Source organism: Streptomyces sp. LE64 (assembly GCF_052606915.1).
On the sequence record NZ_CP199708.1, the window covers coordinates 3,219,246 to 3,243,235 of the forward strand.

The window sequence follows — 23,990 nt, forward strand, 5'->3', positions numbered from 1 at the left end:
TGCGCGGGGACCGGCCCAGGACGGGGCGCAGGTGGTCAGGAGACGTTCCAACGACGTTCGCCGTCGACGCCGTTGCGGGGGTTCTCGTTCCGTTCGATGTCCTCGGCGTGGACCCGCCGGTAGATGACACCGACCTCGGACAGGGACTCGACGACCTTGCTCATCGCCCGGTAGCCCTCCCCGATCTCCTCCACCACCCGCGCGTCCACGGGCAACTTCTCGTCGGACAGCTCGGCCAGCACCCGCAGCGTCTCCTGCACCGTGGACATCGCGTCGGGCAGGTCGTCCACCAGGGTCTGGAACTCGGACATGTGGTCCGGGTCGAACGTCGACGCGGCCTGGAGCATCACCTCGGCCGCCTCGGACAGCCGAGTGAATCCCGGAGCGGGGGTACCGGTGTTGGACACGCTTCCTCCTGAAAGATCGGTCCCGCCCGGCACGATCCGCGCCGGGTTCCGTCCCGGAAGGACGGGAGCCTTCTGCCGGGGCTTGGAGCGCCGGGGGTTGCTGACGGTTGAGTCCGGCACCGGCACCTGACCCGGCGCCGCCTTGCCACGGATCGCCGCGTCCCGCGCGGCCCGAACCCGCCGGGCCCGCCCCGCCAACCGACGCCACACCGCCCTCATGTGGCCCACGGCCTTACCCGGCCGCTTCGCGTTCCACAGCCCCGACACGGCACCGACACCGGCCGCCACCACAGCAGCACCCGCCAACCGGACCCCGTGTCGCACCGCCGACCTGCGCAACGCCTTCCGCTCAGCCCTACCGCCCCCACGCGAAGGCGACGACCCGCGCGGCCTCCCGGACGCGTCCAGCCCAGACTCCCGCAGAGCCTTCGCCACGCCCTTGGCCACCCGCCGCTCAGAGCGCGCAGCAACCTTCCGCTGCCGTGCCTGAGCACCAGCCGACAGCCACGATGAACCCCGCCCCGGGTCACCAGCCGTAGGAGCGGCCTTCGCCTGCTGGCTTCCCGCACCAACCCGGCCCCGCCCACGCGGCGTCTTCTGCGCACGCACCCCACGAGGACCAGCACCAGGGAACGGACCGGATGCAGAAGCACGGCCAGGGGCCACACCGCCCGGTGACGTCCGAGAGGCAAGCGGCCTCTGCCCTGGCACCCGGGGCGGGACCTGCGGGGCACGGACCGTGGGCGCCGAACTCCGGTGCACACCCGCACGCGGGTTGCCGGCGGCCAGTACCGACGCCAGCGGCCGAGGAGCACGCGCCCCGCTTCCACGCGGGTGCTGCTTGCCACCCTTGGCAGACGCGGGTCGGACCCCAGATGTGGTCGCACGGGCCTTTGCCGAAGGGGACTTCGCCTTACGGGTCAGGCGACGGGCCAGCCCCGCGGCCCCTGCCAGACCGACCGCTGCACCAGCGATTGCCAGCCCTGCGGGGCCGGCAACCGACGTCAGCCCCGCAGCCATCGCACCCACCGTGTTCGCGCCAGCCACCACCAGGGGCACCCCCGGCAACACCGCCGGGCCAGGGACGGCAGCCGGAACGGGAGGAGACTGCGGCGCCTCAGGCACCACCTCAATGACGGTATCGGTCATGCCACGAACCCCCCGTCGCCCTTGCGCGGGGTCTTGTCACGCCACATGCCCATGGCGGGTCTCCTCGGGGTAGGCGCTCGGCAGGCAGGTGTGCAGGTACTGGAGGGCGATGTGGTGGGTGTAGGCGGGAGGTATGGCCTTGCGGGCTTCCTGGTTGGTCATCCAGGTGCAGCCCATGGCGTCGGCGAAGGCGCGTTCGTTCTTGTGCGCGAACGGCAGCAGGTCGCGGTGGTGCCAGCAGGGCGGCACCAGGTCCGCGGTAGTCCCCCAGGACGTCTCGAAGGCACGGTGTCGGCGGACGTTGAGTCCGAACTGGGTCCCGCACAACAGGTAGTCGTGGCGGACCGGAGCCTCGGGGACGTTCTCGATCACCCAGGGACGGCCGGTCGATTCCATGACGCGTCGCCCGTCCGGGACCAGGTCGGGGTGGTCGGCCGGCCTGCCGCGCCACCTGGTGACGTTGGCGTAGTGCTCGCACGGCCACGATCCGTGGATGAGGTCGAACTCGTGCCCGCGGTCGGCGACGAACTCCAGGGCGTCGGCCTGAACGAACTCGAACGGGTAGTTGGGCTGAGGAGCGATGTCGACGCCGACGACGTCGAAGCCCGCCAGCCAGTAGCCCATGGCCGCTCCACCGGCACCGGAACAGGCGTCCAACACACGCAACCCGACCCCCGAGGCCCGGCCGGTCACGAGACGACCTCCAGAACGGGAGCCGGGGCGGGGGCCGTGCCGGCGTTACGCCGCTCCTGGTAGCGGGCGGTCACCCAACCGACCGACCAGCCGCACAGCTCCGCGGCGGTACGCACGGGCAGGCCCTCGGCGTGCGCGGCGGCCACGATCCGCCGGGCGTCGGGTTCGGGCAGCTTCTCGGCGGCCGGCCCGGCGGACAGCACCACGGCCCGCTCCCGCGCTTCGCGCTCTGCTCGCTCGCGCTGTTCACGCTCGCGCTCAGCGTGTTCACGAGCCGCCTGTTCGGCCCGCTCCCGCGCTTCCCGCTCGGCCTGTTCGACCGTGTGGCGGTGCTCGGCTTGGCGGCGTTGTTCAGCTTCGCGTTCACGGCGTTCACGCTCCCGCTCGCGCTGTTCACGCTCGCGCTCAGCGTGTTCACGAGCCGCCTGTTCGGCCCGCTCCCGCGCTTCCCGCTCGGCCCGTTCCGCAGCGCGGGCGGCAGCCTCACGCTCGGTCTGTTCACGGGCGAGACGGGCTTCGTGGTCGCGCTGTTCACGGGCCAGCACGGCGGCGTGCTCCCGCTCCTCGCGCTCCCGCCGCACCGCGGCGTCCCGCCGTTCCTGGGCGGCCCGCTCCCGCGCCGCCCGTGCGGCATGCTGCTCGGCTTCGAGGGCGGTGACAGCGGCGGTGATGGCCCGCCGGTAAGCGAGCCCGGTCTCCGCGGTGACGATCAGCAGGAGCGGCGCCACCGCGTGCACGGCAACTCCGACCAGGTCCTTCTTCAGGGCGGAGTCGGCGATGTTGAGGGCGAGGGTCATGCAGCCGGTCAGCCACCGCAGCACGATGGGCCATCGTCCGCCGTTGCCGCCCAGGCGGGCGAGGACCGAGTCCAGGCGGACCACGATCACCACCGCCGCGTCCACCACGATCGGCAGGATCGGGGCCGTCCACCCCCACCCCGGCGGGGTGTGCTTCGCCATCAACGGCGTCACGGTCAACACCGAGAACAGCATCGCCCCACCGACGATCAACCACGTCCCCACGGACAACGCACGCTCCGCTGAACGGATCTGAGCACCGTTCACGACCCCACCCCCACACCCGGCACGGGCACGGGAGCGTCGGCGTAGCCGGCCAGGCGCAGACGGGCCCCCATGAACACGGTCTGAACGCTCAAGACCAAGGTGAGCCCTCCACCCTGAACGCCGTGAACAACCGAACCGGGGTCGATACCCAGAGCCTCCCGCCACGCCTCGAACACGCCGAACGCTCCATGCCCCTCCTCGTCGAGGGAGGGGTGAAACGACAGGTCCAGCAGGTCCGGGAAGACCGTGGACACCCGCATGCACGGGGCCGGCAAGTCCGGGTGCTCAGCGGCCAACAGCCGCAGTACCCGCAGGGGTGCCGACAGGTCCGCCATGGTGACCGCCTCGGTCCCCACAAGGGCGGTGGTGGGCGTGCTCATGCCACACCCCCGATCGTGAAAAGGGCGGCGAGGACGAGCAGGGCCCCGCCGGTGTAGGTGAGGTCGACCGCGTGCTTGAGGGCGGTGAACTTGGCGACGGCGATGCGGGACAGGCCCGCGACGTCCTCGGCGTAGTCCTCGGAGAGTTCGGTGCGGAGCTGTTCCGCGCTGAGCGTGGCCCAGTACGGGAAGCCGCACGGCCGGTCACCGCCCAGATTCGGGCGCACCGACCGCAGCAGCATGGCCACCGCCGCGATCAGGACGGCGATGCCCAGTCCACCGAGCACGGCGGCGGGAACCGTCAGGGGGAGGTCCTTGCCCACCGTCCAGGCGCCGGCCAGCAGCGCGCCGACGAACGCCAGCAACAAGCCGGTCTTGGTGTCGGTGCGGGCGATCTCCGCCTTCACCTCGGCGTGGGCGGCGGTGATGCGGTTGGTGGCGCTCATGCGGCACCGTCCGAGAGGTTCGACGTGCCGGCGGCGGTGGTGTGGTTGAGCAGGGCGACGCGGGCGGCCAGTGCCCGGTGCCGGGCCCGGCGGATGCGCCGGGTGTCCATCTCGTTCGGGGTGCGGTCCAGCAGGATGATCTGCGCGTCGAGCAGGTCGACGTCCGCCAAGATGACGGGCATCTCCCGCTCGATCGCCGCCAACTCGCCAGCAGTCGGCTCGATCCAGTCCTCGAACGCCGTGACAGCGTCCTGAACAGTAATCTGACTCATCGGGTCGTCTCTTCCTCTTCGAAGTTGGTGCACGGCCCAGCGCGGCCCCGGGGTGCCACCCGGGGTCGTGCGCCGTAGATCAGGTGAAGGTCAGGTGGTCCAGGCGGCGGCGCGGACCAGGTCGTCCGCTGCGGCGATCGCCGCAGCACGCAACCGGTCCAGCTCATGCCGGTCGGTGGCGCCGCGCAGGGCGTAGGCCGCTGCGGTTGCGGTGCCGGCGGCGGTGGCGAGGGCGGGGGCGAGGATCTCCACGGTCACCAGCGGAGCGGAGATCGCCGACCGGGTGCCGTGCGAGTCCGCCCGGGCCACCTCGTACTCGACCGCGGGGGCGCCGGCCAGGCGCAGGGACTCCCGCACCCACATCGTGCGGCGGTGGTCCGCCAACGCGGCGACCAGCGCGGCCACCGCGGCAATCCGCTCCCGCCGATCCAGATCAGCGTGCGCCGCCCGACGCTCCGCCCGGGCCCCACGCTGCTGAAGCAACGCCGTGGTCACCGCACCCAACAGGGTGCCCACCACAGCGAACAGAGCAGTGATCATCACAACCCCCAACGGGGCCGGTACCTCCGGCTCCCCGCACCCCCGCCCGTACGGCCACCGCGGTGAGGCGGCGCCGGACAGGCGGGAGAGGCAACCGGCCGCGGCGGCAACGCCCTGGAACGGAAGTAGTGGAATCGACCAGCCTTCTCATCAGGCAGTTGAACTGCGACAACACGAAAACTCACTGCAAGGGGGACCACGTCCCCACCCTCCGGCCGTTGCTCGCGGTCACCGGGCGACCTCGCCAGTCGGGCCGAAGCCCATTGCGTCCTACCTGGCCTTTAGCGGGATTGCAGCGTCCCCGCCCTGAACGGTGGCGAGTCCTCCCAGCAGCGGGAATGTCGCCACAAGCGGGCACACTTAAAGGTGTTGCACCGCTTGCTCAACTTGTTGGTACAAGCTGATGCAGTGATGGTGCACCCACGGACGGTGAGTCGTCAAGCGATCGGGGCCTACATGTACCAACAAGTTGGGCGAGTGCGTCATGATGGATGCATGACCAAGCAGCCGAAGTACCGGCAGGTGGCGGACGCCCTCCGTCGCGACATCGACACCGACGTCTACAAGCCGGGCTCCCGCCTGCCCTCCGAAGCCGAGCTGTGCGCCCGCTTCGACGCCTCTCGGAACACGGTGCGATCCGGGCTGAGTCTGCTGGTCAGCGAGGGGCTCATCTCGTCGAGTCAGGGTCTCGGCTACGAGGTTCGCAAGCACGAGGTCTTCGAGCTCAACGCGTCCCGCTTCGAGAACCTGACCTTCCCGCAGAACGGTGACGCCTACAGCACCGACGTCACGAATGCCGGCCGTCGTCCCACCCAGACGTTCCGCGTCGAGGTGACACCGGCGACCGGGTACGTGGCCGAGCGGCTCAAGGTGGAGCCCGAGTCCACCACCGTGCTCCGCTTCTGCCACCGCTTCGTGGACGACGTGCCCTGGTCGACACAGGCGACGTACTACCCCGACTGGCTCGCCAAGAAGGCGCCGCGGCTTGCCGAACCGGGCGACATCGCGGAGGGGACGACTCGGCACCTGGCCGCGCTCGGCATCGAGCAGATCGGCTACTTCGACGAGATCGCGGCCCGGATGCCCACGCCGGAGGAGGCGCGGCTGCTCGACATCGGAGCTGGCGTTCCCGTGCTGCTCTGGACCCGCACCGGCTACTCGGAGGACAGGCCCATCCGGTGCACCCTCACGACGTTCCGGGGCGACCTGAACCGGATGAACTACGAGATCGGCACGTTGTCCGCTCGGCAGGAGGACGAACCGCAGTGATCATCGAACGAGCGACCGCAGACGACCTTGATGCCCTGCTGGCGTTCCGACGGGAAGCCTCGTCGTGGCTCACCGCACTCGGCACCGACCAGTGGCAGCGTCCCTACCCCGCCGACAAGTTGCTGGGCACGATCGAGGCCGGGGAGGTGTTCATGGTGCGGGACGGTGGCAGGACCGCAGCGACGATCACCCTGACCCCCGAAGCGGAGGAGGGGCTGTGGACCGACCGGGACCTCCGAGAGGAGTCCCGGTTCGTGAACAAGCTGACGGTGGCGCGCAGCCACGCGGGCCAGGACCTCGGTGGGCGTCTGCTCGATTGGGCAGGTGACCGAGCCTTCCGGTCCGGTGCGGTGTGGCTCCGACTCGACGCGTGGACGACGAACCGCGCACTCCAGGACTACTACCTCCGGCACGGCTTCACCCACGTTCGTACGGTCACGGAGGGCGGTGCGGTGAACGGCGGCCCCCGGGTCTCCGGGTGGCTCGCGCAGCGTCCCGCACGCCTGTCTGCCACGCACGGGCTCACTGACCGGACGGACCTCCCGGAAGCACCGATTGGCCAACCTGTGGCCAACAGAGGCCACTCCCAGGTGCCCACCAGATGAAAGCAGCACGTCAGGGCGGGTGGAGCCGCCGGTCATCGACCGGTCTTGAAAACCGTCGTGGCAGCGATGTCACCGTGGGTTCAAATCCCACCGTCTCCGCAGAGGTAGAAGACGCGCAGGTCAGAAGGGGTGCCCCGGCCCGGGGCACCCCTTCCGCGTGCTCGGGGTGTCTCACCCCGAGCCGCCCGTATCCCGGGGGTGACCAGGGCGTGCGGGCCAGGGACGGGCCAGGATTCCGGGCCTACCCCTCGGCCAACTCAGCACCGATCAGGCGGTTGGCGTGCTCCTGGCCCCCTTGCAGGATCTTGGCGTAGAACCGGAACAGCACGGCCACGCTGTGCCCGGCCCGGCGGGCGACCTCCACCGGGTCGACCCCCGCCTTGATCCACAGCGAGACCCCCGCGTGCCGCAGCGAGTAGGGGACCTCGGCCAAGGGCGTCTTCGCCTGCCGCGGGTCGAGCACCTTCTTGCGAGCCGTCGCCCACAGGTCGCAGTACTCGGTGGACCGGACCCGGCCGCCCTCGGCGGCCCGGAAGATCCTGCCGTCCGGCGCCGTGCCGTACCGGGCCAGGTGCTCCCGCAGCATCCGGACGAGGACCGGGGGAATGGGGACGGGGCGGGTCGCCCGGCGGGCCCGTCGCTTGAGTCCGCGTGCCTCGTACGGGGTGCCGCCGTCCGTCCACCCCGAACCGACCTCCGGGCGGCTCTCCTCCAGCAGTAGTTCGCCCCATGCCGCCACGTCGCCCTCCGGTGGGAGGACGCAGTCGGTCTCCTTGAGGGCGGCGGCCTCGGACGGGCGCGTTCCCGCGTAGTAGATGCAGCCGAAGAACGTCGCCAGGTGCTCGCCCCGGGCGCTCTCCTACCTCACGCCGTTGAGCAGAGAGCGGGCCAGTGACGGCCCGGGAACGTACCTGAAGTCGACCTCGTCGTCTGTCTGGGGCGGCGACCAGTCGATGCCCAGCAGGGGGTTCCGGGGGTAGTGGCCCTTCTCGACCGCGTACCGGAGACAGTTGCTCAGCACCATGACCTTGCGCTTCACCGTGTTGTCAGCGGCCTTCGTACCGTCCAGCTTGAGCGACAGCGCGCCGACGTGCCGTTGCTGGTGGTGGAGCCGGGGGCCACGATGTACCCGCCCCACCCTCGGGTGTCGATCCGTGGCCCGAGCTTCCCGGCGGTGTTGCGGAGTCGGGCGCCGGTGGGCTGGGTGAAGTACAGGTGGGTTCCGCCGCGTGCGGTCCGGACGCGGTGGGTGAGGGGGACGGCGTGTCCGGCGCGCTCGCAGAGCGCCTCGAAGGTGGTGACGCCGTCAGGCGTTCCCTTCTCGTCTGTCGCCTTGACCGTGTCGAGGTCGACGACGAGTAGCCCGGCCGGGCCGGTGGCCAGTCCCACGTTGTAGGGGGCGTGCGTCCACGCGGCGGTGATCAGGTCGGGATCGGTGGTGGCGCGCTGCTCGGGAGTGCGGTGCCCGGTCGCGCACCGGCCGGTGCCCGGCGGGCCGCTTGTCACGAGGGCGGAGCGGAAAGACGGGCCAGCCGCGCCCGGCGGCGGCGATGGCGTGAGCGAGCAGGCCCAGGCCCGGCAGATCGATCGACGGCAACCCGTCGATCTCTCCCCCGGAAGGGGGCTGATAGGTCATGCTGGAGACCTCCAACCTGGCCAGCCGGTAGTGGCCCTCCAGCCGCAGCCCCTTGGCGGTCGTCACCGTGATGTGCGCGTCGATGATCCTCAATCGGGTCCCGTTGATCCTGGTCAGGAACGACCCGTCTGGCAGTAGCGCCCAGCGGGCGGGTGTCCGGGTTCCCTTGAGCCGCACCAACAGCTGTGCGCTGGTGGCCGCGGCCTTCGCGAGGAAGTCGTCCGAGTCGAAGCCCCGGTCGTTGAGCAGCAGCATGCCGTCGTCCAGTAGGGGCAGCAGTTGCTCAGCATAGCCAGTCTCCTTCTCTGGAGTCGGTCCGAAGACCGCGCTGAGCAGGGCCCGTGTCCCTGTCGCACACAGTGCCATGATCTTCAGCATCGGGTATCCGTCGGTGCCGTAGCGGTGCTTGTGCTTGCCCAGCCAGGCACAGACTCGCGGCCGGTCTGGGGCCTTGGTGGAGCTGCACCCGTCGAAGGCGACCGTGCGCCAGCACCGGTATCGCACCCCGGGCGTGAGCGGCTGTGCCACGGGGCCGGCCAGTGTTTCGAACAGCAGCCGAAGCGGCGCGACGCCCAGTCGCCGACGAACCTCCCGCAGCGCCTTCTCCGAAGGACGCCGGTGAAGAAGCCCGCGCAGCCCGACTGTGAGCTTGTCCCACACTCGCACGTACCCCAGTTGCGGAAAGAGGGCCAGTGCCAGAACGAAGTACACGCCCACCCGCGACGGCAGCAGCCGCAGTCTGCGTTGGGTGCCGCTGGTGCGTTCCAGTACGTCATCAATGAGTTCGGGCAACTGCCGTGTCAGTTCCCCGAGATGCCCAGGAGCGAAGATGCCGTCGGCGACAGTGATGGACGACGTGAGCGTGACGGTGGAACACTGAACGGGCAACGGGGATCCTTCGAGCGGGAAGACCTTGGTCGGCTTCCTCGCTCTACCAGGAGCCCCGTTGCTGTGACCTGCACTTCCCCGAGAATCCCCGATCCCGTTGACAACCGCGGATGGGCCTTAACTCCGTGGTCTTGGGGTACTTCCTCGGGGCAGGCATCGTCTGGGCTCCTCACGTGAGACCCATCTGACCTTCTGTCACCCAACCCCGCATCTCGGGGGAACCTCATAACGGTCGATCATCGCGTGAAGCGGGGAACCGGTGTCGGGCCAGCTCGTCCGAGGGCCGACCAAGCAGTCCCAGCGGCGGACCTGTTCAGAGTTTCTTTACTGGATCAAGGCGGCCCGCTCACGCGGGCCGCGCGGCGCGGCGGCCAAGCCGCCGCTTGGTTCCTGTCTCCGCCCCACCTTGCGACGGCCCCGCCGCTCGCGCCGCAGCACCGAAGGCACGGACGGCCAGGGCCCGTGAGCAACCGGACCATCCAGCCGCAGCCGTACGGTCAGGCCGAGGCGAGTCCGCCGACGCCGAGTGCCCACCACGCCTCGATTCCCGCTCTGCGGCATCCGTCCGGATCCGCGGTGATCGCACGCGAACAGCCATCAGCCCCAGGCGCGGGTTCGCGTCCGGGGCTGCGTGACCTCTTGGCACAGGGAGCGGCGGTACGTATCCCACCGTTGACGAGGGCTGGTCGGTGGCGGGGGCCGGGGCTTCTGCGGCTTTACCCACCTCCCCGGTCCGGGACCCGACGCCGGGCAAGGCCAGGGGGCCACTCGTGCCCATTGCGGGCAGGGGAGAAGCCTGCCCGAGTTGCCGGCCATGGGGTATCCCCTGCTCCTTGGAGCTTGGGGAGGTACGGCCCCCTGGCCATGCCCGACCCCAGACCGGGGAGGACACCGGCCAAAGCCGCGCCAGCCCCCGCGTGGGCACCCGGGCGCCCAGTGATCAGACGGGCTCGGTGGCCACCAGGTGGTCGTCGGCGATGGCGTCCATCAGGAGTTCGTCGCAGGGCTGTCCCTGCCAGTAGCCGGACTGACGGAGGCGTCCGGCGGGCTGGAACCCGGCCTTCTGGTAGGCCGCGACACCCGCCGCGTTCGGTTCCAGGACCTTGAGCCAGACCATGCGGAGGGCGGCGTACTCGAAGGCCCAGCGCAGGGTGAGGGCGGTGGCCTCGGTGGCGAGACCCCTGCCGCGGGCTTCCGGGGCCAGCAGGATCACGAACTCCGCCGTCCGTACCGCCCCGTCGATCTGGAGGGTGGTGAGGCCGACCGGGGTGTGGTCGTCGGTGGTGACCACCTCGAACTGGGGGTAGTCGCGGTTGGCCCGCTGGCGCTCCCAGCCTCCTGAGCGGGCTTCCCAGGACTGGGGGACCTGGGTGCCGAAGCCGAGGATGGTGCCGGGGTCGTTCTCCCAACGGTGGTAGTCGGGCAGGTGGTCACGGTCGGGGAGGACCAAGGCGACGCGTTCGCCGGGGAGCAGGATCTGCGGGGTGGTCATCGGTGCCTCTTCGCTGTGGCTGCTGGGGTGTTGAGGGGTGTGTAGTCGTCAGTCTGGTCCGGTTCCTCGACCGGGCGGGCGTGAATATCGCAGATCCAGGCGTGCAATCTGATCGGGTCGGTCGCGATGCCGTGCCGCCAGACACCGCCGAAGCCCCGGCACGCCAGCAGCAGCGAGGCCGTCGTGGATTCCTCCAGACAGGCGACCCGGGCGGGCAGGAACCGGGCCACCCAGCGCACCGAGCGGACCGCGAGGGCCGCTTGCTCCCGGGGCGGAGGCGGGAGATTCCGGCCGGCCTCGGCGAGGCGGACCAGGCGGCCGAAGCGTGTTCCGCGACTGCCGAACTGCCGGACGCCGAGCGTGCACAAGAGCAGTACCCCAGCAGCCAGTGCCCATCGCCATGGGGGACGGGGAAGGAGCGGGAGACAGGCGGCCGATTCGCTGGTCCCCCAGGAGATCGCGGATGCCTGAACGGTCACGGGAGCCGGAGCCGCGCTCTGTTCCAGGGCGTCGAGCCAGCGGGCCAGCGCGGTCCTGGTGAGGACCGTGGTGGAACCGGTCCGGTAGTCGATGATCACCCCGGTGTGGTCGATGATCGCCGTACGGGTGTGCCGGTTCGGCAGGGGTGCGGTCATGGCCGTCCCTCCCAGCGCACGAGTTGTGTCGCTGTCCCGGAGGCGCGAAGCCACAGCTCCGTACCGAGGACCGGTTCGATCAGCCCCCAGGGGATATCGACCCCGAGCGCACCCCGGCGGAGCAGGGACCGCAGGACAGCCGGCCGGACCAGTCCGAGATCGGCGAGGTGGCCGTCCGCCAGGTCTAGGGCCCGGCCCAGATTGGCGCGGAGACCATGGTGGTGGTCCATGGCGAACCGCCCCTTCGCCGCGCGCCGTACTACCGAGTCGGGCAGCAGATCCCGGACGGCGTCGACCAGGAGCGGCTTGTAGCGGTGGGCCGACCAGCGTTCGGCGGCGGGGACGGCGAGGACGGAATCCAGGATCCGGGCGTCGGTGAACGGGTTGTGCATCTCGATCCCGAACGCGGCGGCCAGCTGGTTCTCCGTGGCGGCGGTTCGGCCGACATAGCGGCACTCGGCGAGGAGATGACGGTCGGCGTACCCCAGGAGCCTGCCGTGCGGACAGGGCGAGACGACGGCGTCCGCCAGGTCGAGGGCGTCACTGGTCAGCCAGGGTTTCGGGCCCGGGACACCACCCAGTCGATCAGGGTGCGTCCAGGCCGTGGCCAGGACGGGCCAGGGGCTCGCCCGATGGAGACGTGCCCACGACTGGGCGTCTCTCGTGGCGTGGAGCAGGTGCCCCGAGCGGACGAGGTCGGCCAGATGCGTCGGCGGCGGCATGAAGAGGGAGTCACCGCCGTCACCCGTGAGATGGACCTCGGCTTCCTCGGACGCCATCAGCGCGAACTGGGAGAAGAGCTGGGCGATGGTGATGGCGGACGGTGGCGGCTCATCGGTGAGGACCAGCGCGTCGAGATCGGTGAAGGGGAGGTGTTCCCGACCCAGCGGCATCAGGCGGTGCCGGATGGAGGGGAAGGCCAGTGCTACCTCACGGGCGTGGTCGATGTCGCCGCCCCGTTCCCTGCCCTTCGGGTGGTGGGTGATTCCGACGACGGGGACGCACCGGGCCGCGTGGGCGGTGAGCGTGCTGGAGTCCAGCCCACCGGACAGGTCCGAGGAGATCGCCCGGCCGGCCGCGCGGATCAGAACGCTGTCCGCCAGGTCGTCGCGCAGCCGCCGGGTGGACGCGGCTCGGGTGCCCGCCGAGGGTTCCCAGTACGGGACGCAGGCCGATGCCCCGTTTGGCGACACGGTCCACCGATGCCCCGGCGGCACCTGTTCCACATCGGTCCACGCCGAGCGTCCGGGGGTCCATGCGGTCGGGTCGGCCAGATGCGCCGCCAGCCATCCCCGGTCCGGACCGCTTCCGAGCAGCGAGGCGAGCGCAAGAGAACTGGACGACCACAGGAGGGCGTCATGCGTTCGCGCGAGGTAGACGGGGCAGGCGCCGGCCGGGTCTGCCCACAGGGCGAAGGTGCCTTTCCCGTTGTCCAGGACGAGGGTGAAGGCACCTGTCCAGGCGGTCACCGCCGTGTCCAGTTCGTCGGTACGGGCGTGGTCCACCAGGCGTTTCAACTCGGTGTCCACCGCACCGCAAGGGCCGAAGACCGCGAGCCGCCCGCCTTCTCTCCCCGCGGCCAACCGTACGGTCGCACCGACCGACCAGATACGAGGCTCGTTCCACACGATCTGGGCACCGATCGGTGCAGGGCTCGGATCGGGCGAGGCAAGTACCCCACCGAACCATCCCATGTGATCATCTCCAATGGATTCGGGCCGGAGGGCGCGGCGACACCTCGTATCGAGATGCCGCCGCTGAGGATCAGCAGTCGTACGGGGAGCGCTTGTTCTCCACGCTGCTGCTGCTACCGCCCTGGGTCAGCAGAGCCGCGTTCTCCAGGGGCACGGCCTCCTCGTCCGGCTCAATGCCGGGCTGAGTGGTGTCCGCCACGGTGTTCACCTCCCTTCTTCATCGATCGGATGGGGCGGGGAATGACTGCCCTGCCCCGATTGGGCCTCCCGACGCCGAACGTCCGGAGGGGCTTGGATGCGCGAGGCGCGGATCAGCTGAGGGAGCCGAGGTCGGGTGCCGATCCCCGCGGCAGATCGGTCCGTGACGACCCGAGGTCGAGGGAACCGTGCTGATGCAGTGCGGTGGCCCCGAGGAGAAGCAGGGTGATGATGTGCCCCAGCGCCCAGAAGCCGGTGAGCACCGAGCCCGTGGGGTCACGGTGCTCCCTGGCCTTGCGAGACATACGGCCTCCAGTCTTCGGGCAGCCCATGTGTGGGTACCGGCATGGATGAGCGGAACGAAGGAACGTGGCACGGCTCCTGTACGGGTGTGTTCTGCTGTCGGGCATGGCACCGGCTGGGAGGGGCGGGCGAGCCCCTGGAACTCCGGTGCTGATCCGGGCGGACAACGCCCGATCGCGACAACTCCAAGGAAAGCGTGGGGAGTACGAGGACTCCACGGCATCGATGCGGCAGCCTTGATGCACATCCGGGCACATGATCGTCGCGGGGCGAGTTCATGGGAGGGAGTCGGCATGGGACTGGCGGAACGGCGCAGGACCCTGGGCTACAGTCAGGAGAAGTTAGCCCAGTTACTCGGCGTGGACCGTACAACGGTCGGACGCTGGGAGAGCGGCAGGGGCGTACCGCAGCCGCTCCAGCGGCCAGGTTTGGCGGCAGCTCTGGACATCGGTCTCGATGAGCTGGACGCGTTGCTGAACCAGCCGCGATCAGCGGACCGAGCAGTGGCCGAAGGGCAGCCTTCCAGCGACCATCCGCACCCGAGAGCGGGAGACCCTGACGAGATGATCCGCCGTGAATTCCTCCGCCTTCTGAGCGTCAGCGGGGCACTGACTGCCTTGCCCGCCGACGAGGCCGCCGCCCTCACGGACGGAGTCCGCCGGGGGACACCCGCAGACTTTGCCCAGATGAACAGCCATCTCTGGCAGGTCTATCAACTCGCCCGTTCCAAAGGATCGGTCTATCCCGTCGTCAGGGATCAGCTGACGACCCTCGGTGAAGCCCTGAGCGCGGGGCGAGCTGCTTCCCAGCCCTTGCTGAACGCGGCCGCCGACCTCTTCCAGCTCGCGGGCGAGGTGGCCTTCGACGCGAACCGGTACACCGATGCCGCCGCCTCCTACGCACTCGCGGCCTCTGTCAGCAAGGACGCCGGCGCGTACGACCTGTGGGCATGTGCCCTAGTCCGGCACGCCTACCTGGACATGTCCGGCCGTCGGTACCACCAGGCCGTGCAGATGCTCGGGGCCGCCGAGCGGCTGGCCTCCCGGGGCGACGGCGCTCTGGCCACCCGGCACTGGGTCGCGTCGGTCCAGGCCGAGGCGTACGCGGGCCTTGGCGATCTCTCCGAGTGCGAGCGCGCCCTGGAACGAGCCGAGCAGGTCAAGGAACTGCCCGCGGAGAGCACCAACGGCGGATGGCTCCGCTTCGACGGCACCCGGCTCGCGGAGGAGCGCGGAGCGCGTTACCTCCGGCTCGGCCGGCTGGATCTTGCCGAGGAGACCCTGCGCCGGGCGCTGGAGCAGAGCGAGCTTGCCTCCGGGCAGTCGTACCGGCGACGGGGCACGGTGCTGACCGATCTCGCCTCCATCGGCGCGAAGCGGAACGACCCCGAGCAGGTCAGCGCGTACGGGCGGGAAGCCGTCCAGCTCGCCCGAGCGTCATCGTCCGGGTACGTCGCCCGTAGACTCCACGATCTGTGCGACGAGTTCGGGCCCCTGAGCCGCGACCACCGCATGGCGGAGCTTGGGGCAGAGATCGCCGCGCTGAGGACGCCGTGACGAGAGGGGTTGGCATGTCGCAGACCGAAGGCGCACGACTGTTCCGGGAGGCGTGGATCGCGGGGGTGCGCCGGCACTTCCCCGGCGAGCCGAAGGCCGGATACGTCACCCCCTGGGAGGGCACCCCGGAGTGGGAGCGTCGGGCCGCAGGCTCCGTGTACGAGCAGGTCCGCCACTTCATCGAGATCAGCGGCGGGCATGCGGCCCGGCTGTCCCGCGAGCAGAAGGGCCGCTTCGTCGCCACCTGCTGGACGGCCCAGATGTTCCAGCACTTTGAGGATCCGAAGCCGGGGTATGTCGCTGACTGGCCTGAGCTTCCGGAGTGGCAGCGGAAGACCGACGCGGACATCTTTGAAGTCATCCAGAAGTCGTTGGATTGAGTGCTGGCGTGGCCTTGCCCGGCAAGTGGGGCTGCCGCCTTGGGTAGCAGAAGCGATAGGCGTTGGCCCCCAGAAACCAGACCTGGGGGCCACGTTTCTAGCCTGAGCTAGTAGGTCCGTTCAATGTGCCTTCTGCTTAGGCTGGCAGAGAACGGCTGGGTGTAGGTGATGCTCAGCTGGCGTTCTCACCACCTTGCTGGTCTCGACGGTTACGCCAGAGTGCCAGTGCCTTCCGAGCTGCGAGGACGCATGTCGCTGTGACCGCACTCGCTGCAAGGTTGGCAAGAGCGTCGAGAAGGAAGCCCTGCATTCTTTTCTCCGTGGGCAGCTTGAAGCTACCCACCGGATGAGCGGGCTTGCAGCGAACGTCGCTTAGCGACTGGAAAGTAACCCCGTCCTCGCCCAGGGGCTGCTTACAACACACATGCAGCTACCTTCAGGTTAGCAGCGAAACGTCCAACTCCAAGAGTCCTGAGGCTCTTGTGTCGTCAACGATCTTCCACCAGCGCGTTGCGTCGATCTGTGGAGTGCGTGGGCACTTGGGGCATTTGAAGATGTAAGAGCTGCGGCTCACTCCGGAAGCTGGCTCGGCATCACGCATGGGCGGAGCGAAGTGATGCAGGGCATACGTCATGCCGTGGCGGCCGTCAGCTTCTCTGCGTGCCATCGAAAGTCGGACCCGTCCGTGTTGGCCTCTGTCGGTGCAGATGATTCCGACGCGGTACTCCAGTGTCACCACTGTCTCCCGGCGATGGGGTTGGACGAGCCTTGACTCCGCCACAGATTGCCATGTTGTGGACCAGGCGTGGACCGCCAAGCGCTCATGGAACCCTCTGCGAAGGGAAAGGCGAGGTCAGGGCGAGTCTGGTGGGGAAGACCGTAACCCTCTTGAAAACCGTCGTGGCAGCGATGTCACCGTGGGTTCAAATCCCACCGTCTCCGCAGCGTTCAGCGAAGTAGCAGGTAGAATGGGGTGTCCCGGGACGGGGCACCCCATTCGCGTATCGGGCCGCCCGTCGATCGTGACGTTCCGGGAGTAGCCGTGAGCCCTGCCCGCACCCTGACGCCCTCCCGGCCCGCCGGGCCCGTCGAACGGGTCTGGTACGCGTCGTACGGCTCCAACACGGACACCGAGCGGCTCCGTCACTACCTGGTCGGCGGTCGGCCGCCGGGCGCGGCCCGCAGCTGTCCGGGGTGCCGTGACCCCCGTCCGCCCGAGCGCTCCGTGCCCGTACTGCTGCCCGGCGGCCTGTACTTCGCGACCGAGTCGCCGCTGTGGACCGGCGGGAGCGCCTTCTACGACCCGGACGCCGGCGGCGAGCTGTGGGCCCGCGCCCATCTGCTGGGCGTGCAGCAGTTCTCCGACATCGCGGCCCAGGAGATGCACCGCCGGCCGGGGACCGACCTCGACCTCTCGACGGTGCTGAGGGACGGCCGCCATCAGCTCGGACCCGGCCGCTACGAGACGGTGCTGTGCCCGGGGTCCCTGGAGGGGCTGCCCGTGCTGACCTTCACCGGGCCCTGGCGCTCCGGGGACGTCGAGGTGACCGTACCGACCGCCGGATACCTGCGGCACCTGGCCCGGGGGCTGCTCGCCACCGGTGTCTGGGACGTGCCGGCGGTGGCCCGGTACCTGTCCCGGGCGCCCGGGGCCGCCGGGCGGTGGACGCCGCGGGAGGTGGCGGCGTTGCTCGCCGACCCGCCCTGAGGTCCGCCGCGGCCGTCAGGCGGCCCGGAGCTCCGGATCCTCGCGCAGCTTGCCCAGCGCCCGGGACACCGCGCTCTTCACGGTGCCGATCGAGACCCCGAGCACCGCTGCGGTCTGCGCCTCGCTGAGGTCCTCGTAGTACCGCAGCACGACCATGGCGCGCTGCCGGTTCGGCAGCTTCATCACCGCCCGCCACATCGCGTCCCGCAGCGCCTGCTGCTCCGCCGGGTCCCCGGGCGGCACGACCTCCGGCTCGGGGAGTTCCTCGCAGGCGAACTCGTCCACCTTGCGCTTGCGCCACTGCGAGGTCCGCGTGTTCACCAGCGCCCGGCGCACGTACCCGTCCAGGGCCCGGTGGTCCAGGATGCGGTCCCAGGCGACGAAGGTCTTGGTGAGTGCGGTCTGGAGCAGGTCCTCGGCGTCGCTCGGGTTCGCGGTCAACGACCGCGCGGTGCGCAGCAGGACGGGGCCGCGGGCGTCCACGTACGAGGCGAAGGACGGGTAGGTCAGATGGGTCACCGGGGCCGGCACGCCCGGCGCGGCGGGGGCGGGCACGGCCGCCAGGTGGTTCCGGGCCGCGTGGTCCGTGGTCATCGGTGCCACGGGCTTCGATGCGCTGGTGCAGACAGGCGCGATGGGTGCGGTCATGGGTTCCACGCTAGGTTCGCCCCCCGGCCCGGCGGATCGCCCGCAGGTCCCGAAGCCGTGTCCGACTCAGGTTGTAGGAAGGCGGTTCGCCCTACCTCCTGAGGGTGGAGAGCGGGTGGAGACTCCTCGGGGTTCGGGCCGGGGCGGCGCTCCGGAGCGGGCCGGTGCCCGCAGCCCGGGCCGGGGCGGCTGACCTGGGGCGGGCCCCGGGCCGTCGGTCCGCTCGTAGTGACAGACCGCCGGCTGCGGACACAGAATCGGTGGACCGATGTCGTCCCCCCGCGCCGGTTCCTCCGGCGCCCGCCGCACCGCGGAGGTAGCCGTGTTCAGCACGATGCAGGACGTACCGCTTCTGATCTCCCGGATGCTCCACCACGGATCCACGGTCCACGCCTCCTCCCGGGTGACCACCTGGACCGGCGAGGGGGCCCCGAGGCGCCGCACCTTCGCCGAGATCGGTGCCCGCACCGCCCAGCTCGCCCATGCGCTCCGCGACGACCTCGGCGTACGGGACGACGATCGGATCGCCACGCTGATGTGGAACCACGCCGAGCACGTCGAGGCGTACTTCGCCGCCCCCTCGATGGGGGCCGTGCTCCACACGCTGAACCTGCGCCTGCCGCCCAGGCAACTCGTGTGGATCGTGAACCACGCGGCCGACCGGGTGGTCCTGGTGGACGGTTCGCTGCTGCCGCTGCTGGTGCCGTTGCTGCCCCACCTCACGAGCGTCAAGCACGTCGTCGTCTCCGGGCCGGGGGACCGCTCCGGGCTGGCGGGCATCGGTCCCCGGGTGCACGACTACGAGGAACTGATCGCGGAGAAGCCCACCGCCTACGACTGGCCGGAGCTGGACGAACGCCGGGCCGCCGCGATGTGCTACACCTCCGGCACCACCGGTGACCCCAAGGGCGTCGTCTTCTCCCACCGGTCCGTGTACCTGCACTCGATGCAGGTGAACATGGCGCACTCCATGGCGCTCACCGACGCCGACACCAGCCTGATCGTGGTCCCGCAGTTCCATGTGAACGCCTGGGGGCTGCCGCACGCGGCCTTCATGTCCGGCTTCAACATGCTGATGCCCGACCGGTTCCTCCAACCCGGCCCGCTCGCCGAGATGATCACCACCGAGCGCCCCACCCACGCCGCGGCGGTGCCCACGATCTGGCAGGGACTCCTCGCGGAGGTCACCGCGAGACCGCGGGACCTCTCCACGCTCACCCAGGTCACCATCGGGGGATCGGCCTGTCCGCCCTCCCTGATGCGCGCCTTCGACACCCTCGGAATGCGGGTGTGCCACGCCTGGGGCATGACGGAGACCTCACCGCTCGGCACCATCGCCCGACCGCCCGCCCATGCGATCGGTACCGACGAGGAGTTCGGCTACCGCATCACCCAGGGCCGTTTCCCGGCCTCCGTCGAGGCCCGGCTCCGCGGCCCGGACGGCGACCTGCTGCCCTGGGACGGAACTTCGGCCGGCGAGTTGGAGGTCCGCGGGCCCTGGATCGCGGCGGCCTACTACGGAGGGGTGGACGCGCAACCGCTGCGCCCCGACGACAAGTTCAGCGAGGACGGCTGGTTGAAGACGGGAGACGTCGGCACCATCAGCCCCGACGGCTACCTCACCCTCACGGACCGGGCCAAGGACGTCATCAAGTCCGGTGGGGAGTGGATATCCTCGGTCGAACTGGAGAACGTGCTGATGTCCCACCCGGAGGTGGCCGAGGCGGCGGTCGTCGCCGTCCCCGACGAGAAGTGGGGTGAGCGCCCCCTCGCCACCGTCGTCCTCGCGGAGGGCGCCACCGTCGGATTCGAGGGCCTGCGGGCCTTCCTCGCCGAGACGGTCGCCCCGTGGCAACTCCCGGAGCGCTGGACCCTGGTGCAGGCGGTACCGAAGACCAGTGTGGGGAAGTTCGACAAGAAGGTCATCCGGAAGCAGTACGCGGATGGCACCCTCGACGTGACGCGGATCTGACCCGAGCCGCTACGACCGGTGGGGGTGTTTCACGTGAAACACCCCCACGCGGGACGAGGCGCTCAGTTGGTCCCGATCCGGGCCAGGAGATCGACGATCCGGCCCTGGACCTCGGCACTGGTCGACCGCTCGGCGAGGAACAACACCGTCTCCCCGGTCGAGAGCCTGGGCAGCTCCGTGTGGTCCACGGCGGCGGTGTAGACGACCAACGGGGTGCGGTTCAACTGGCCGTTCGCGCGCAGCCAGTCGACGATCCCCGCACGTCGGCGACGCACCTGCATCAGGTCCATCACCACGAGGTTCGGCCGCATCTGCGCGGCCAGGGAGACCGCCTCGGTGTCGGATGCCGCCCGGGCCACCTGCATGCCCCGACGCTCCAGAGTGGCCGTGAGCGCCAGCGCGATCTCCTGGTGCTCCTCCACCAACAGCACCCGGGAGGGATGCTGCTCGCTGTCCCGGGGGGCCAGGGCCTTCAGCAGGACGGCGGGATCCGCCCCGTACGCGGCCTCCCGCGTGGCCTGCCCCAGCCCTGCCGTCACCAGCACCGGCACCTCGGCCGCCACCGCGGCCTGCCGCAGGGACTGGAGGGCGGTCCGGGTGATCGGCCCGGTCAGCGGATCGACGAAGAGCGCTGCCGGGAAGGCGGCGATCTGCGCGTCCACCTCCTCGCGGGAGTGCACGATCACCGGACGGTAGCCACGGTCGCTGAGCGCCTGCTGGGTGCTCATGTCCGGAGCCGGCCACACCAACAACCGGCGGGGGTTGTCCAGCGGCTCGGGCGGCAGCTCGTCGTCCATCGGGCGGGTCTGCGGCGGGTCGGCGACCTCCACCGCCCCGCCCGGGCCGTCCAGGGGCTCGGGCCCCTCGTCGGCGTCCTGGGCGGGTGCCCCTATGGCGTACGAGCGTCCGGGCCCGGTCGTGGAGTTCGCCAGCCGGGCCTGGCCCCCGCCCGCCTGCGGTCGGGCCGCCTCGACCTGGCCGGACTGCTCGGGGAAGGCGTCCGGGCGGGTGCCGAGCTTCCGACGCCGTCCCGAGCCGCCCGGCGAACCGGGCGCCGCCGGCGGTACGGGCACGGGGTCCGCGCCCGACCGGGCCACCGGGACGCCCTGGCCGAGGGTGCGGACGCTGAAAGCCCGGGCCGGGACCCCGTGCGGGTCCTGCTCGGCGCCCTCGGGGGCCGTGTCGGTCGGCTGCGCGGGGGGCACACCCCAGGCGGAGCCGGTGCCCGCCGGTGTCGGGGCGTGGTCGGTGGGGGCGGGCCGGTCCGTCGGTGCGGTGCGAGCCGGCTGCGCGGGCGGCAACGGCTGGCGCTGCGGCGCGGCCGGTGCCTGGGCCGGAACGGCCGCACCGGGCGGCATCTGCCCGGGCAGCCCGGCCGCAGGTACGGGCTGCCCGAGACCGGCACGACCGTCGGCCGACGCCTCCTGGGCGGGCAGGCCGTGCGCCGGAGGCCCCTGGGGCGGCACCGGCACCCCGGGCGCGGCCGAGGGCGGCGTCACCGGGCGCGGAGGCACCCCGGGCGGTGGGACGGGTGCACCAGGCGGTTCGGTGGGAACGGGTCCGGCCGCGCCGACGGTGCCCACGGCACGGCGGCGACCGGTGGGTTGCTCGGTGGGGTGGGGCCGCGGCGGGGTGTGGTCGTCGACGGGGTCGTGCGGAGCGCTTCCGGGCTGGCGTGGCGCACCGGCCTGGGCCGCGAGGGCGCCGTGCCCCGCGGGCGTCTCGGATTCCGCGACGGGCCGACGGGGGGCGCCGTCCGGTCGGTCCGCGTCGGCCGGGGGCAGCGCGAAGGCGGTACGGGTCTCCGCCGCTTCAGCGGCGGGGGCGCGCTCGGACGCCGGGGCCAGCGCCCGGCGGGCGCGCCGACCGGCGGCCGGAGGGGCGGGGTCCGGGGCCGCCTGGGGCAGGGCACCGGGCACCGCCGGACGGGGCGGTAGCCCCGACGGGTCCACGGGCCGGGGGCCCGCCGGCGGCAGTGCCGGCATTCCGGTGCCGGGCTCCGCCGCGGCGGAACGGGGCGCCAGGGCACCCGCGCCGGCGGGCGGCACCTGTCCGAGGCCGGCCGGGCCGGGCCTGCCGCCCGCGGGCGGCAGGGCGTGCGGGCGGCCCGCAGGCTCCGCCTCGGCAGCCCGGGGTCCGGGCACGTCCGGCGTCGGGGTCTCCTCCGCCCGGCGACCGCGTCGGCGCCCGGTGGGCGCCTCGACCTCGCCGTCCGTCCCGTCCGGGCCCCCGGTGGGTTCCGGAACCCCGGCGCCGTCGGTCGAGCTGGTGGGGTGGGCGCCTTCCAGGAAGGCGTCCGTGGACCCCCGGCGGGCCCGTCGCCGTCCCCCGCGGGGACCGCCGAGCGTTCCCGACTCCTCGGGGCTCGCCCCGTCGTCCTCCGCGGGTCGCCGGACGGGGACCGTACCGGCGCCCTCGCCGATCGGCACCTCCAGCACGTAGGCGCTGCCGCTGATGCCGGGCACCTCGTGCGTCTGGAGCACGCCTCCGTGCGCCCGCACGATGCCCCGGACGATCGGCTGGTGCACGGGGTCGCCGCCCTCGTAGGGGCCGCGGACCTCGATCCGGACGACCTCGCCGCGCTGTGCCGCCGCGACGACGACCGTGGAGTCCATGTAGCCCTCGGCCGCCACCGGGGCGTTCCCGGTCGAGTCCACGCCCGCGACGTCCGCGATCAGATGGGCCAAGGCCGTCGCCAGCTGCGCGGCGTCCACCTCGGCCTCGATCTTCGGCGCGTGCACGGCGAACTGCGCCCGCCCCGGTCCGATCAGCTCCACGGCGCCCTCGACCCCGGCCTCGACGACCGCGTCCAGCGGGGCGGGGCGGCGCGTCAGCTTCTCGGTGCCGGAGTCCAGCCGCTGGTAGCCCAGGACGTTGTCGACCAGGGTGGTGATCCGGGAGTAGCCGGCGGCGAGGTGGTGCAGGATCTGGTTGGCCTCGGGCCACAGCTGCCCGGCGTCGTCGGCGGCGAGCCCGGTCAACTCGTGGCGCAGCTCGTCCAGCGGGCCGCGCAGCGAGCCGTCCAGGACCGCGAGCACCTGCTCGTAGCGGGCGCCCTGTGCCTCGAACCGGTCCTTCTCCCGCTCGGCCAGGGCCGCGTACCGCTCCTTCTCGGCGGCGATCTCCTCGGTGCGCCGCTCGGCGTGCTCGGCGAGTTCCGCGGCGTGGTCCGCCCGCAGCCGGATCAGCTCCGCGGCGTGCTCGCGCTCCAGCTCCTCCTTCTCCGCGGCCAGCGCGTCGTACGGCCTGCGGTCGGTGAAGGTCATCACCGCGCCGACCAACTGGTCACCGTCCCGTACCGGAGCGGTGGTCAGGTCGACGGGCACCTTCTCGTCCTTCTTCGACCACAGCACCTGTCCGCGCACCCGGTGCTTGCGGCCGGACTTCAGCGTGTCGGCCAGCGGCGAGCCCTCGTACGGGAACGGCTCGCCGTCGTCCCGCGAGTGCAGGACGAGGGTGTGCAGTTCCTTGCCGCCCAGCTCGTTCGCCCGGTAGCCCAGGATCTGCGCGGCGGCCGGGTTGACGAGCACGATCCGGCCGTCGAGATCGGTGCCGACGACGCCCTCGGAGGCGGCCCGCAGGATCATCTCGGTCTGCCGTTGCGAACGTGCCAGTTCCGCTTCGGTGTCCACGGTCCCGGACAGGTCCCGGACCACCAGCATCAGCAGTTCGTCACCGGTGTACCCGTGACCGTCGTACGCCTGTTGGCCGTTCTCAAGATTCGCGGATGTGACCTCGACCGGGAACACGCCGCCGTCCGTGCGGCGCGCCGTCATCCGCTTCGGCTTGGTGCGGCCCCGGGGGTCGGTGGACTCGGGCCGGCGCATGGAGCCGGGGATCAGCCGCGAGTCGAACTCGGGCAGCAGATCCAACAATCCCCGCCCCACCAGCGCGGTACCGGGCGCCTCGAACGCCTCCAACGCGATGGTGTTGGCGTTGACCACCGTCCCGTTGGCGTTGACCAGGACCAACGCGTCCGGGAGCGCGTCCAGTATGGCTGCGAGGCGAGCAGCGCCTCGGGATGGCCTGCTGCTCACGAGACGCTTCCTCCCTGT

22 protein-coding genes and 2 pseudogenes are annotated in these 23,990 nt (G+C 71.2%); 6 read left to right on the forward strand and 18 right to left on the reverse strand.

All coding sequences use genetic code 11. The features are described from left to right. Positions 1-35 precede the first annotated feature (35 nt). From ACSMX9_RS14595 to ACSMX9_RS14625, 7 genes are all read right to left on the reverse strand, one after another. A complete protein-coding gene (locus tag ACSMX9_RS14595) occupies positions 36-407 on the reverse strand; it encodes a hypothetical protein (RefSeq protein ID WP_366116360.1) in 372 nt (123 codons plus the stop codon). Positions 408-1,592: 1,185 nt separating this feature from the next. After that, on the reverse strand, positions 1,593-2,180 hold the full coding sequence (locus ACSMX9_RS14600; RefSeq protein WP_445402735.1) for a DNA cytosine methyltransferase: 588 nt from the start codon (positions 2,178-2,180) through the stop codon (positions 1,593-1,595). 65 nt (positions 2,181-2,245) lie between these two features. Continuing rightward, a complete protein-coding gene (locus ACSMX9_RS14605; RefSeq protein WP_445402736.1) occupies positions 2,246-3,313 on the reverse strand; it encodes a DUF2637 domain-containing protein in 1,068 nt (355 codons plus the stop codon). Beyond that, positions 3,310-3,693, reverse strand: a complete 384-nt coding sequence (locus ACSMX9_RS14610) for a hypothetical protein (RefSeq protein WP_445402737.1) — start codon at positions 3,691-3,693, stop codon at positions 3,310-3,312. The genes ACSMX9_RS14605 and ACSMX9_RS14610 overlap by 4 nt, the downstream gene beginning before the upstream one ends. Beyond that, entirely contained in the window at positions 3,690-4,139 is a 450-nt protein-coding gene (locus ACSMX9_RS14615; RefSeq protein WP_445402738.1) for a Pycsar system effector family protein, read from the reverse strand. The genes ACSMX9_RS14610 and ACSMX9_RS14615 overlap by 4 nt, the downstream gene beginning before the upstream one ends. Then, positions 4,136-4,411 (reverse strand): DUF6284 family protein, encoded by a 276-nt coding sequence (locus tag ACSMX9_RS14620; RefSeq protein ID WP_445402739.1) that lies wholly within the window; start codon positions 4,409-4,411, stop codon positions 4,136-4,138. Before ACSMX9_RS14620 ends, ACSMX9_RS14615 begins: the two co-directional genes overlap by 4 nt. Positions 4,412-4,501: 90 nt before the next feature. Continuing rightward, positions 4,502-4,951: a protein kilB gene (locus ACSMX9_RS14625; RefSeq protein ID WP_445402740.1), complete on the reverse strand. Its 450-nt coding sequence runs from the start codon at positions 4,949-4,951 to the stop codon at positions 4,502-4,504. Between the two features lie 495 nt (positions 4,952-5,446). Here ACSMX9_RS14625 and ACSMX9_RS14630 point away from each other — a divergent pair, with 495 nt between their 5' ends. Together ACSMX9_RS14630 and ACSMX9_RS14635 are read left to right on the forward strand one after the other, a co-directional pair. Next, positions 5,447-6,220 carry a GntR family transcriptional regulator gene (locus ACSMX9_RS14630; RefSeq protein WP_445402741.1) on the forward strand — a complete coding sequence of 258 codons (774 nt, stop codon included), beginning with the start codon at positions 5,447-5,449 and terminating at the stop codon, positions 6,218-6,220. Next, positions 6,217-6,825, forward strand: coding sequence for a GNAT family N-acetyltransferase (locus ACSMX9_RS14635; protein ID WP_445402742.1), 609 nt, complete (start codon positions 6,217-6,219; stop codon positions 6,823-6,825). Before ACSMX9_RS14630 ends, ACSMX9_RS14635 begins: the two co-directional genes overlap by 4 nt. A gap of 241 nt (positions 6,826-7,066) precedes the next feature. On the opposite strand, the gene ACSMX9_RS14640 is transcribed toward ACSMX9_RS14635, so the two are convergent. The 9 genes and pseudogenes from ACSMX9_RS14640 to ACSMX9_RS14680 form a co-directional block, all read right to left on the reverse strand. Beyond that, entirely contained in the window at positions 7,067-7,564 is a 498-nt protein-coding gene (locus tag ACSMX9_RS14640; RefSeq protein WP_445402743.1) for a hypothetical protein, read from the reverse strand. A gap of 120 nt (positions 7,565-7,684) precedes the next feature. Further along, positions 7,685-7,963, reverse strand: a complete 279-nt coding sequence (locus ACSMX9_RS14645) for a hypothetical protein (RefSeq protein ID WP_445403144.1) — start codon at positions 7,961-7,963, stop codon at positions 7,685-7,687. Then, positions 7,918-8,461, reverse strand: a pseudogene (locus ACSMX9_RS14650) (bifunctional DNA primase/polymerase); the annotation flags it as partial. The pseudogene ACSMX9_RS14650 and the gene ACSMX9_RS14645, both read right to left, overlap by 46 nt. Before the next feature lie 18 nt (positions 8,462-8,479). After that, positions 8,480-9,349: pseudogene (locus ACSMX9_RS14655) on the reverse strand (transposase domain-containing protein); the annotation flags it as partial. A gap of 940 nt (positions 9,350-10,289) precedes the next feature. Continuing rightward, positions 10,290-10,841, reverse strand: coding sequence for a GNAT family N-acetyltransferase (locus tag ACSMX9_RS14660; RefSeq protein WP_445402744.1), 552 nt, complete (start codon positions 10,839-10,841; stop codon positions 10,290-10,292). Beyond that, positions 10,838-11,476, reverse strand: a complete 639-nt coding sequence (locus ACSMX9_RS14665) for a lasso peptide biosynthesis B2 protein (protein ID WP_445402745.1) — start codon at positions 11,474-11,476, stop codon at positions 10,838-10,840. Before ACSMX9_RS14665 ends, ACSMX9_RS14660 begins: the two co-directional genes overlap by 4 nt. Further along, positions 11,473-13,170 carry an albusnodin/ikarugamycin family macrolactam cyclase gene (locus ACSMX9_RS14670; protein WP_445402746.1) on the reverse strand — a complete coding sequence of 566 codons (1,698 nt, stop codon included), beginning with the start codon at positions 13,168-13,170 and terminating at the stop codon, positions 11,473-11,475. The genes ACSMX9_RS14665 and ACSMX9_RS14670 overlap by 4 nt, the downstream gene beginning before the upstream one ends. Before the next feature lie 70 nt (positions 13,171-13,240). Beyond that, positions 13,241-13,369 carry an albusnodin family lasso peptide gene (locus ACSMX9_RS14675; protein WP_445402747.1) on the reverse strand — a complete coding sequence of 43 codons (129 nt, stop codon included), beginning with the start codon at positions 13,367-13,369 and terminating at the stop codon, positions 13,241-13,243. 112 nt (positions 13,370-13,481) lie between these two features. Continuing rightward, positions 13,482-13,673: a hypothetical protein gene (locus tag ACSMX9_RS14680; protein WP_445402748.1), complete on the reverse strand. Its 192-nt coding sequence runs from the start codon at positions 13,671-13,673 to the stop codon at positions 13,482-13,484. Between the two features lie 291 nt (positions 13,674-13,964). On the opposite strand from ACSMX9_RS14680, the gene ACSMX9_RS14685 reads away from it, so the two are divergent. From ACSMX9_RS14685 to ACSMX9_RS14695, 3 genes are all read left to right on the forward strand, one after another. Continuing rightward, complete coding sequence (locus ACSMX9_RS14685) at positions 13,965-15,227, forward strand: helix-turn-helix domain-containing protein (RefSeq protein WP_445402749.1); 1,263 nt, start codon at positions 13,965-13,967, stop codon at positions 15,225-15,227. Positions 15,228-15,241: 14 nt separating this feature from the next. Further along, positions 15,242-15,607 (forward strand): hypothetical protein, encoded by a 366-nt coding sequence (locus tag ACSMX9_RS14690; protein ID WP_445402750.1) that lies wholly within the window; start codon positions 15,242-15,244, stop codon positions 15,605-15,607. A 1,042-nt stretch (positions 15,608-16,649) separates the two neighbouring features. Next, positions 16,650-17,315 (forward strand): histone deacetylase, encoded by a 666-nt coding sequence (locus ACSMX9_RS14695; RefSeq protein ID WP_445402751.1) that lies wholly within the window; start codon positions 16,650-16,652, stop codon positions 17,313-17,315. A 15-nt stretch (positions 17,316-17,330) separates the two neighbouring features. On the opposite strand, the gene ACSMX9_RS14700 is transcribed toward ACSMX9_RS14695, so the two are convergent. Next, positions 17,331-17,963 carry a SigE family RNA polymerase sigma factor gene (locus tag ACSMX9_RS14700; protein WP_445402752.1) on the reverse strand — a complete coding sequence of 211 codons (633 nt, stop codon included), beginning with the start codon at positions 17,961-17,963 and terminating at the stop codon, positions 17,331-17,333. 322 nt (positions 17,964-18,285) lie between these two features. On the opposite strand from ACSMX9_RS14700, the gene ACSMX9_RS14705 reads away from it, so the two are divergent. Beyond that, positions 18,286-19,935, forward strand: a complete 1,650-nt coding sequence (locus tag ACSMX9_RS14705; protein ID WP_445402994.1) for a long-chain fatty acid--CoA ligase — start codon at positions 18,286-18,288, stop codon at positions 19,933-19,935. Between the two features lie 62 nt (positions 19,936-19,997). Here the strand turns inward: ACSMX9_RS14705 and ACSMX9_RS14710 are convergent, their stop codons facing one another. After that, positions 19,998-23,972: a PAS domain-containing protein gene (locus ACSMX9_RS14710; protein WP_445402753.1), complete on the reverse strand. Its 3,975-nt coding sequence runs from the start codon at positions 23,970-23,972 to the stop codon at positions 19,998-20,000. Between the last annotated feature and the right edge of the window lie 18 nt (positions 23,973-23,990).

Excerpts from the sequence above, each read along its gene's own strand:
- ACSMX9_RS14600 (WP_445402735.1), bottom strand. The coding sequence starts at position 2,180 with ATGGGCTACTGGCTGGCGGGCTTCGACGTCGTCGGCGTCGACATCGCT.
- ACSMX9_RS14610 (WP_445402737.1), bottom strand. The coding sequence starts at position 3,693 with ATGAGCACGCCCACCACCGCCCTTGTGGGGACCGAGGCGGTCACCATG.
- ACSMX9_RS14615 (WP_445402738.1), bottom strand. The coding sequence starts at position 4,139 with ATGAGCGCCACCAACCGCATCACCGCCGCCCACGCCGAGGTGAAGGCG.
- ACSMX9_RS14620 (WP_445402739.1), bottom strand. The coding sequence starts at position 4,411 with ATGAGTCAGATTACTGTTCAGGACGCTGTCACGGCGTTCGAGGACTGG.
- ACSMX9_RS14625 (WP_445402740.1), bottom strand. The coding sequence starts at position 4,951 with ATGATCACTGCTCTGTTCGCTGTGGTGGGCACCCTGTTGGGTGCGGTG.
- ACSMX9_RS14630 (WP_445402741.1), top strand. The coding sequence starts at position 5,447 with ATGACCAAGCAGCCGAAGTACCGGCAGGTGGCGGACGCCCTCCGTCGC.
- ACSMX9_RS14660 (WP_445402744.1), bottom strand. The coding sequence starts at position 10,841 with ATGACCACCCCGCAGATCCTGCTCCCCGGCGAACGCGTCGCCTTGGTC.
- ACSMX9_RS14665 (WP_445402745.1), bottom strand. The coding sequence starts at position 11,476 with ATGACCGCACCCCTGCCGAACCGGCACACCCGTACGGCGATCATCGAC.
- ACSMX9_RS14670 (WP_445402746.1), bottom strand. The coding sequence starts at position 13,170 with ATGGGATGGTTCGGTGGGGTACTTGCCTCGCCCGATCCGAGCCCTGCA.
- ACSMX9_RS14680 (WP_445402748.1), bottom strand. The coding sequence starts at position 13,673 with ATGTCTCGCAAGGCCAGGGAGCACCGTGACCCCACGGGCTCGGTGCTC.
- ACSMX9_RS14685 (WP_445402749.1), top strand. The coding sequence starts at position 13,965 with ATGGGACTGGCGGAACGGCGCAGGACCCTGGGCTACAGTCAGGAGAAG.
- ACSMX9_RS14690 (WP_445402750.1), top strand. The coding sequence starts at position 15,242 with ATGTCGCAGACCGAAGGCGCACGACTGTTCCGGGAGGCGTGGATCGCG.
- ACSMX9_RS14700 (WP_445402752.1), bottom strand. The coding sequence starts at position 17,963 with ATGACCGCACCCATCGCGCCTGTCTGCACCAGCGCATCGAAGCCCGTG.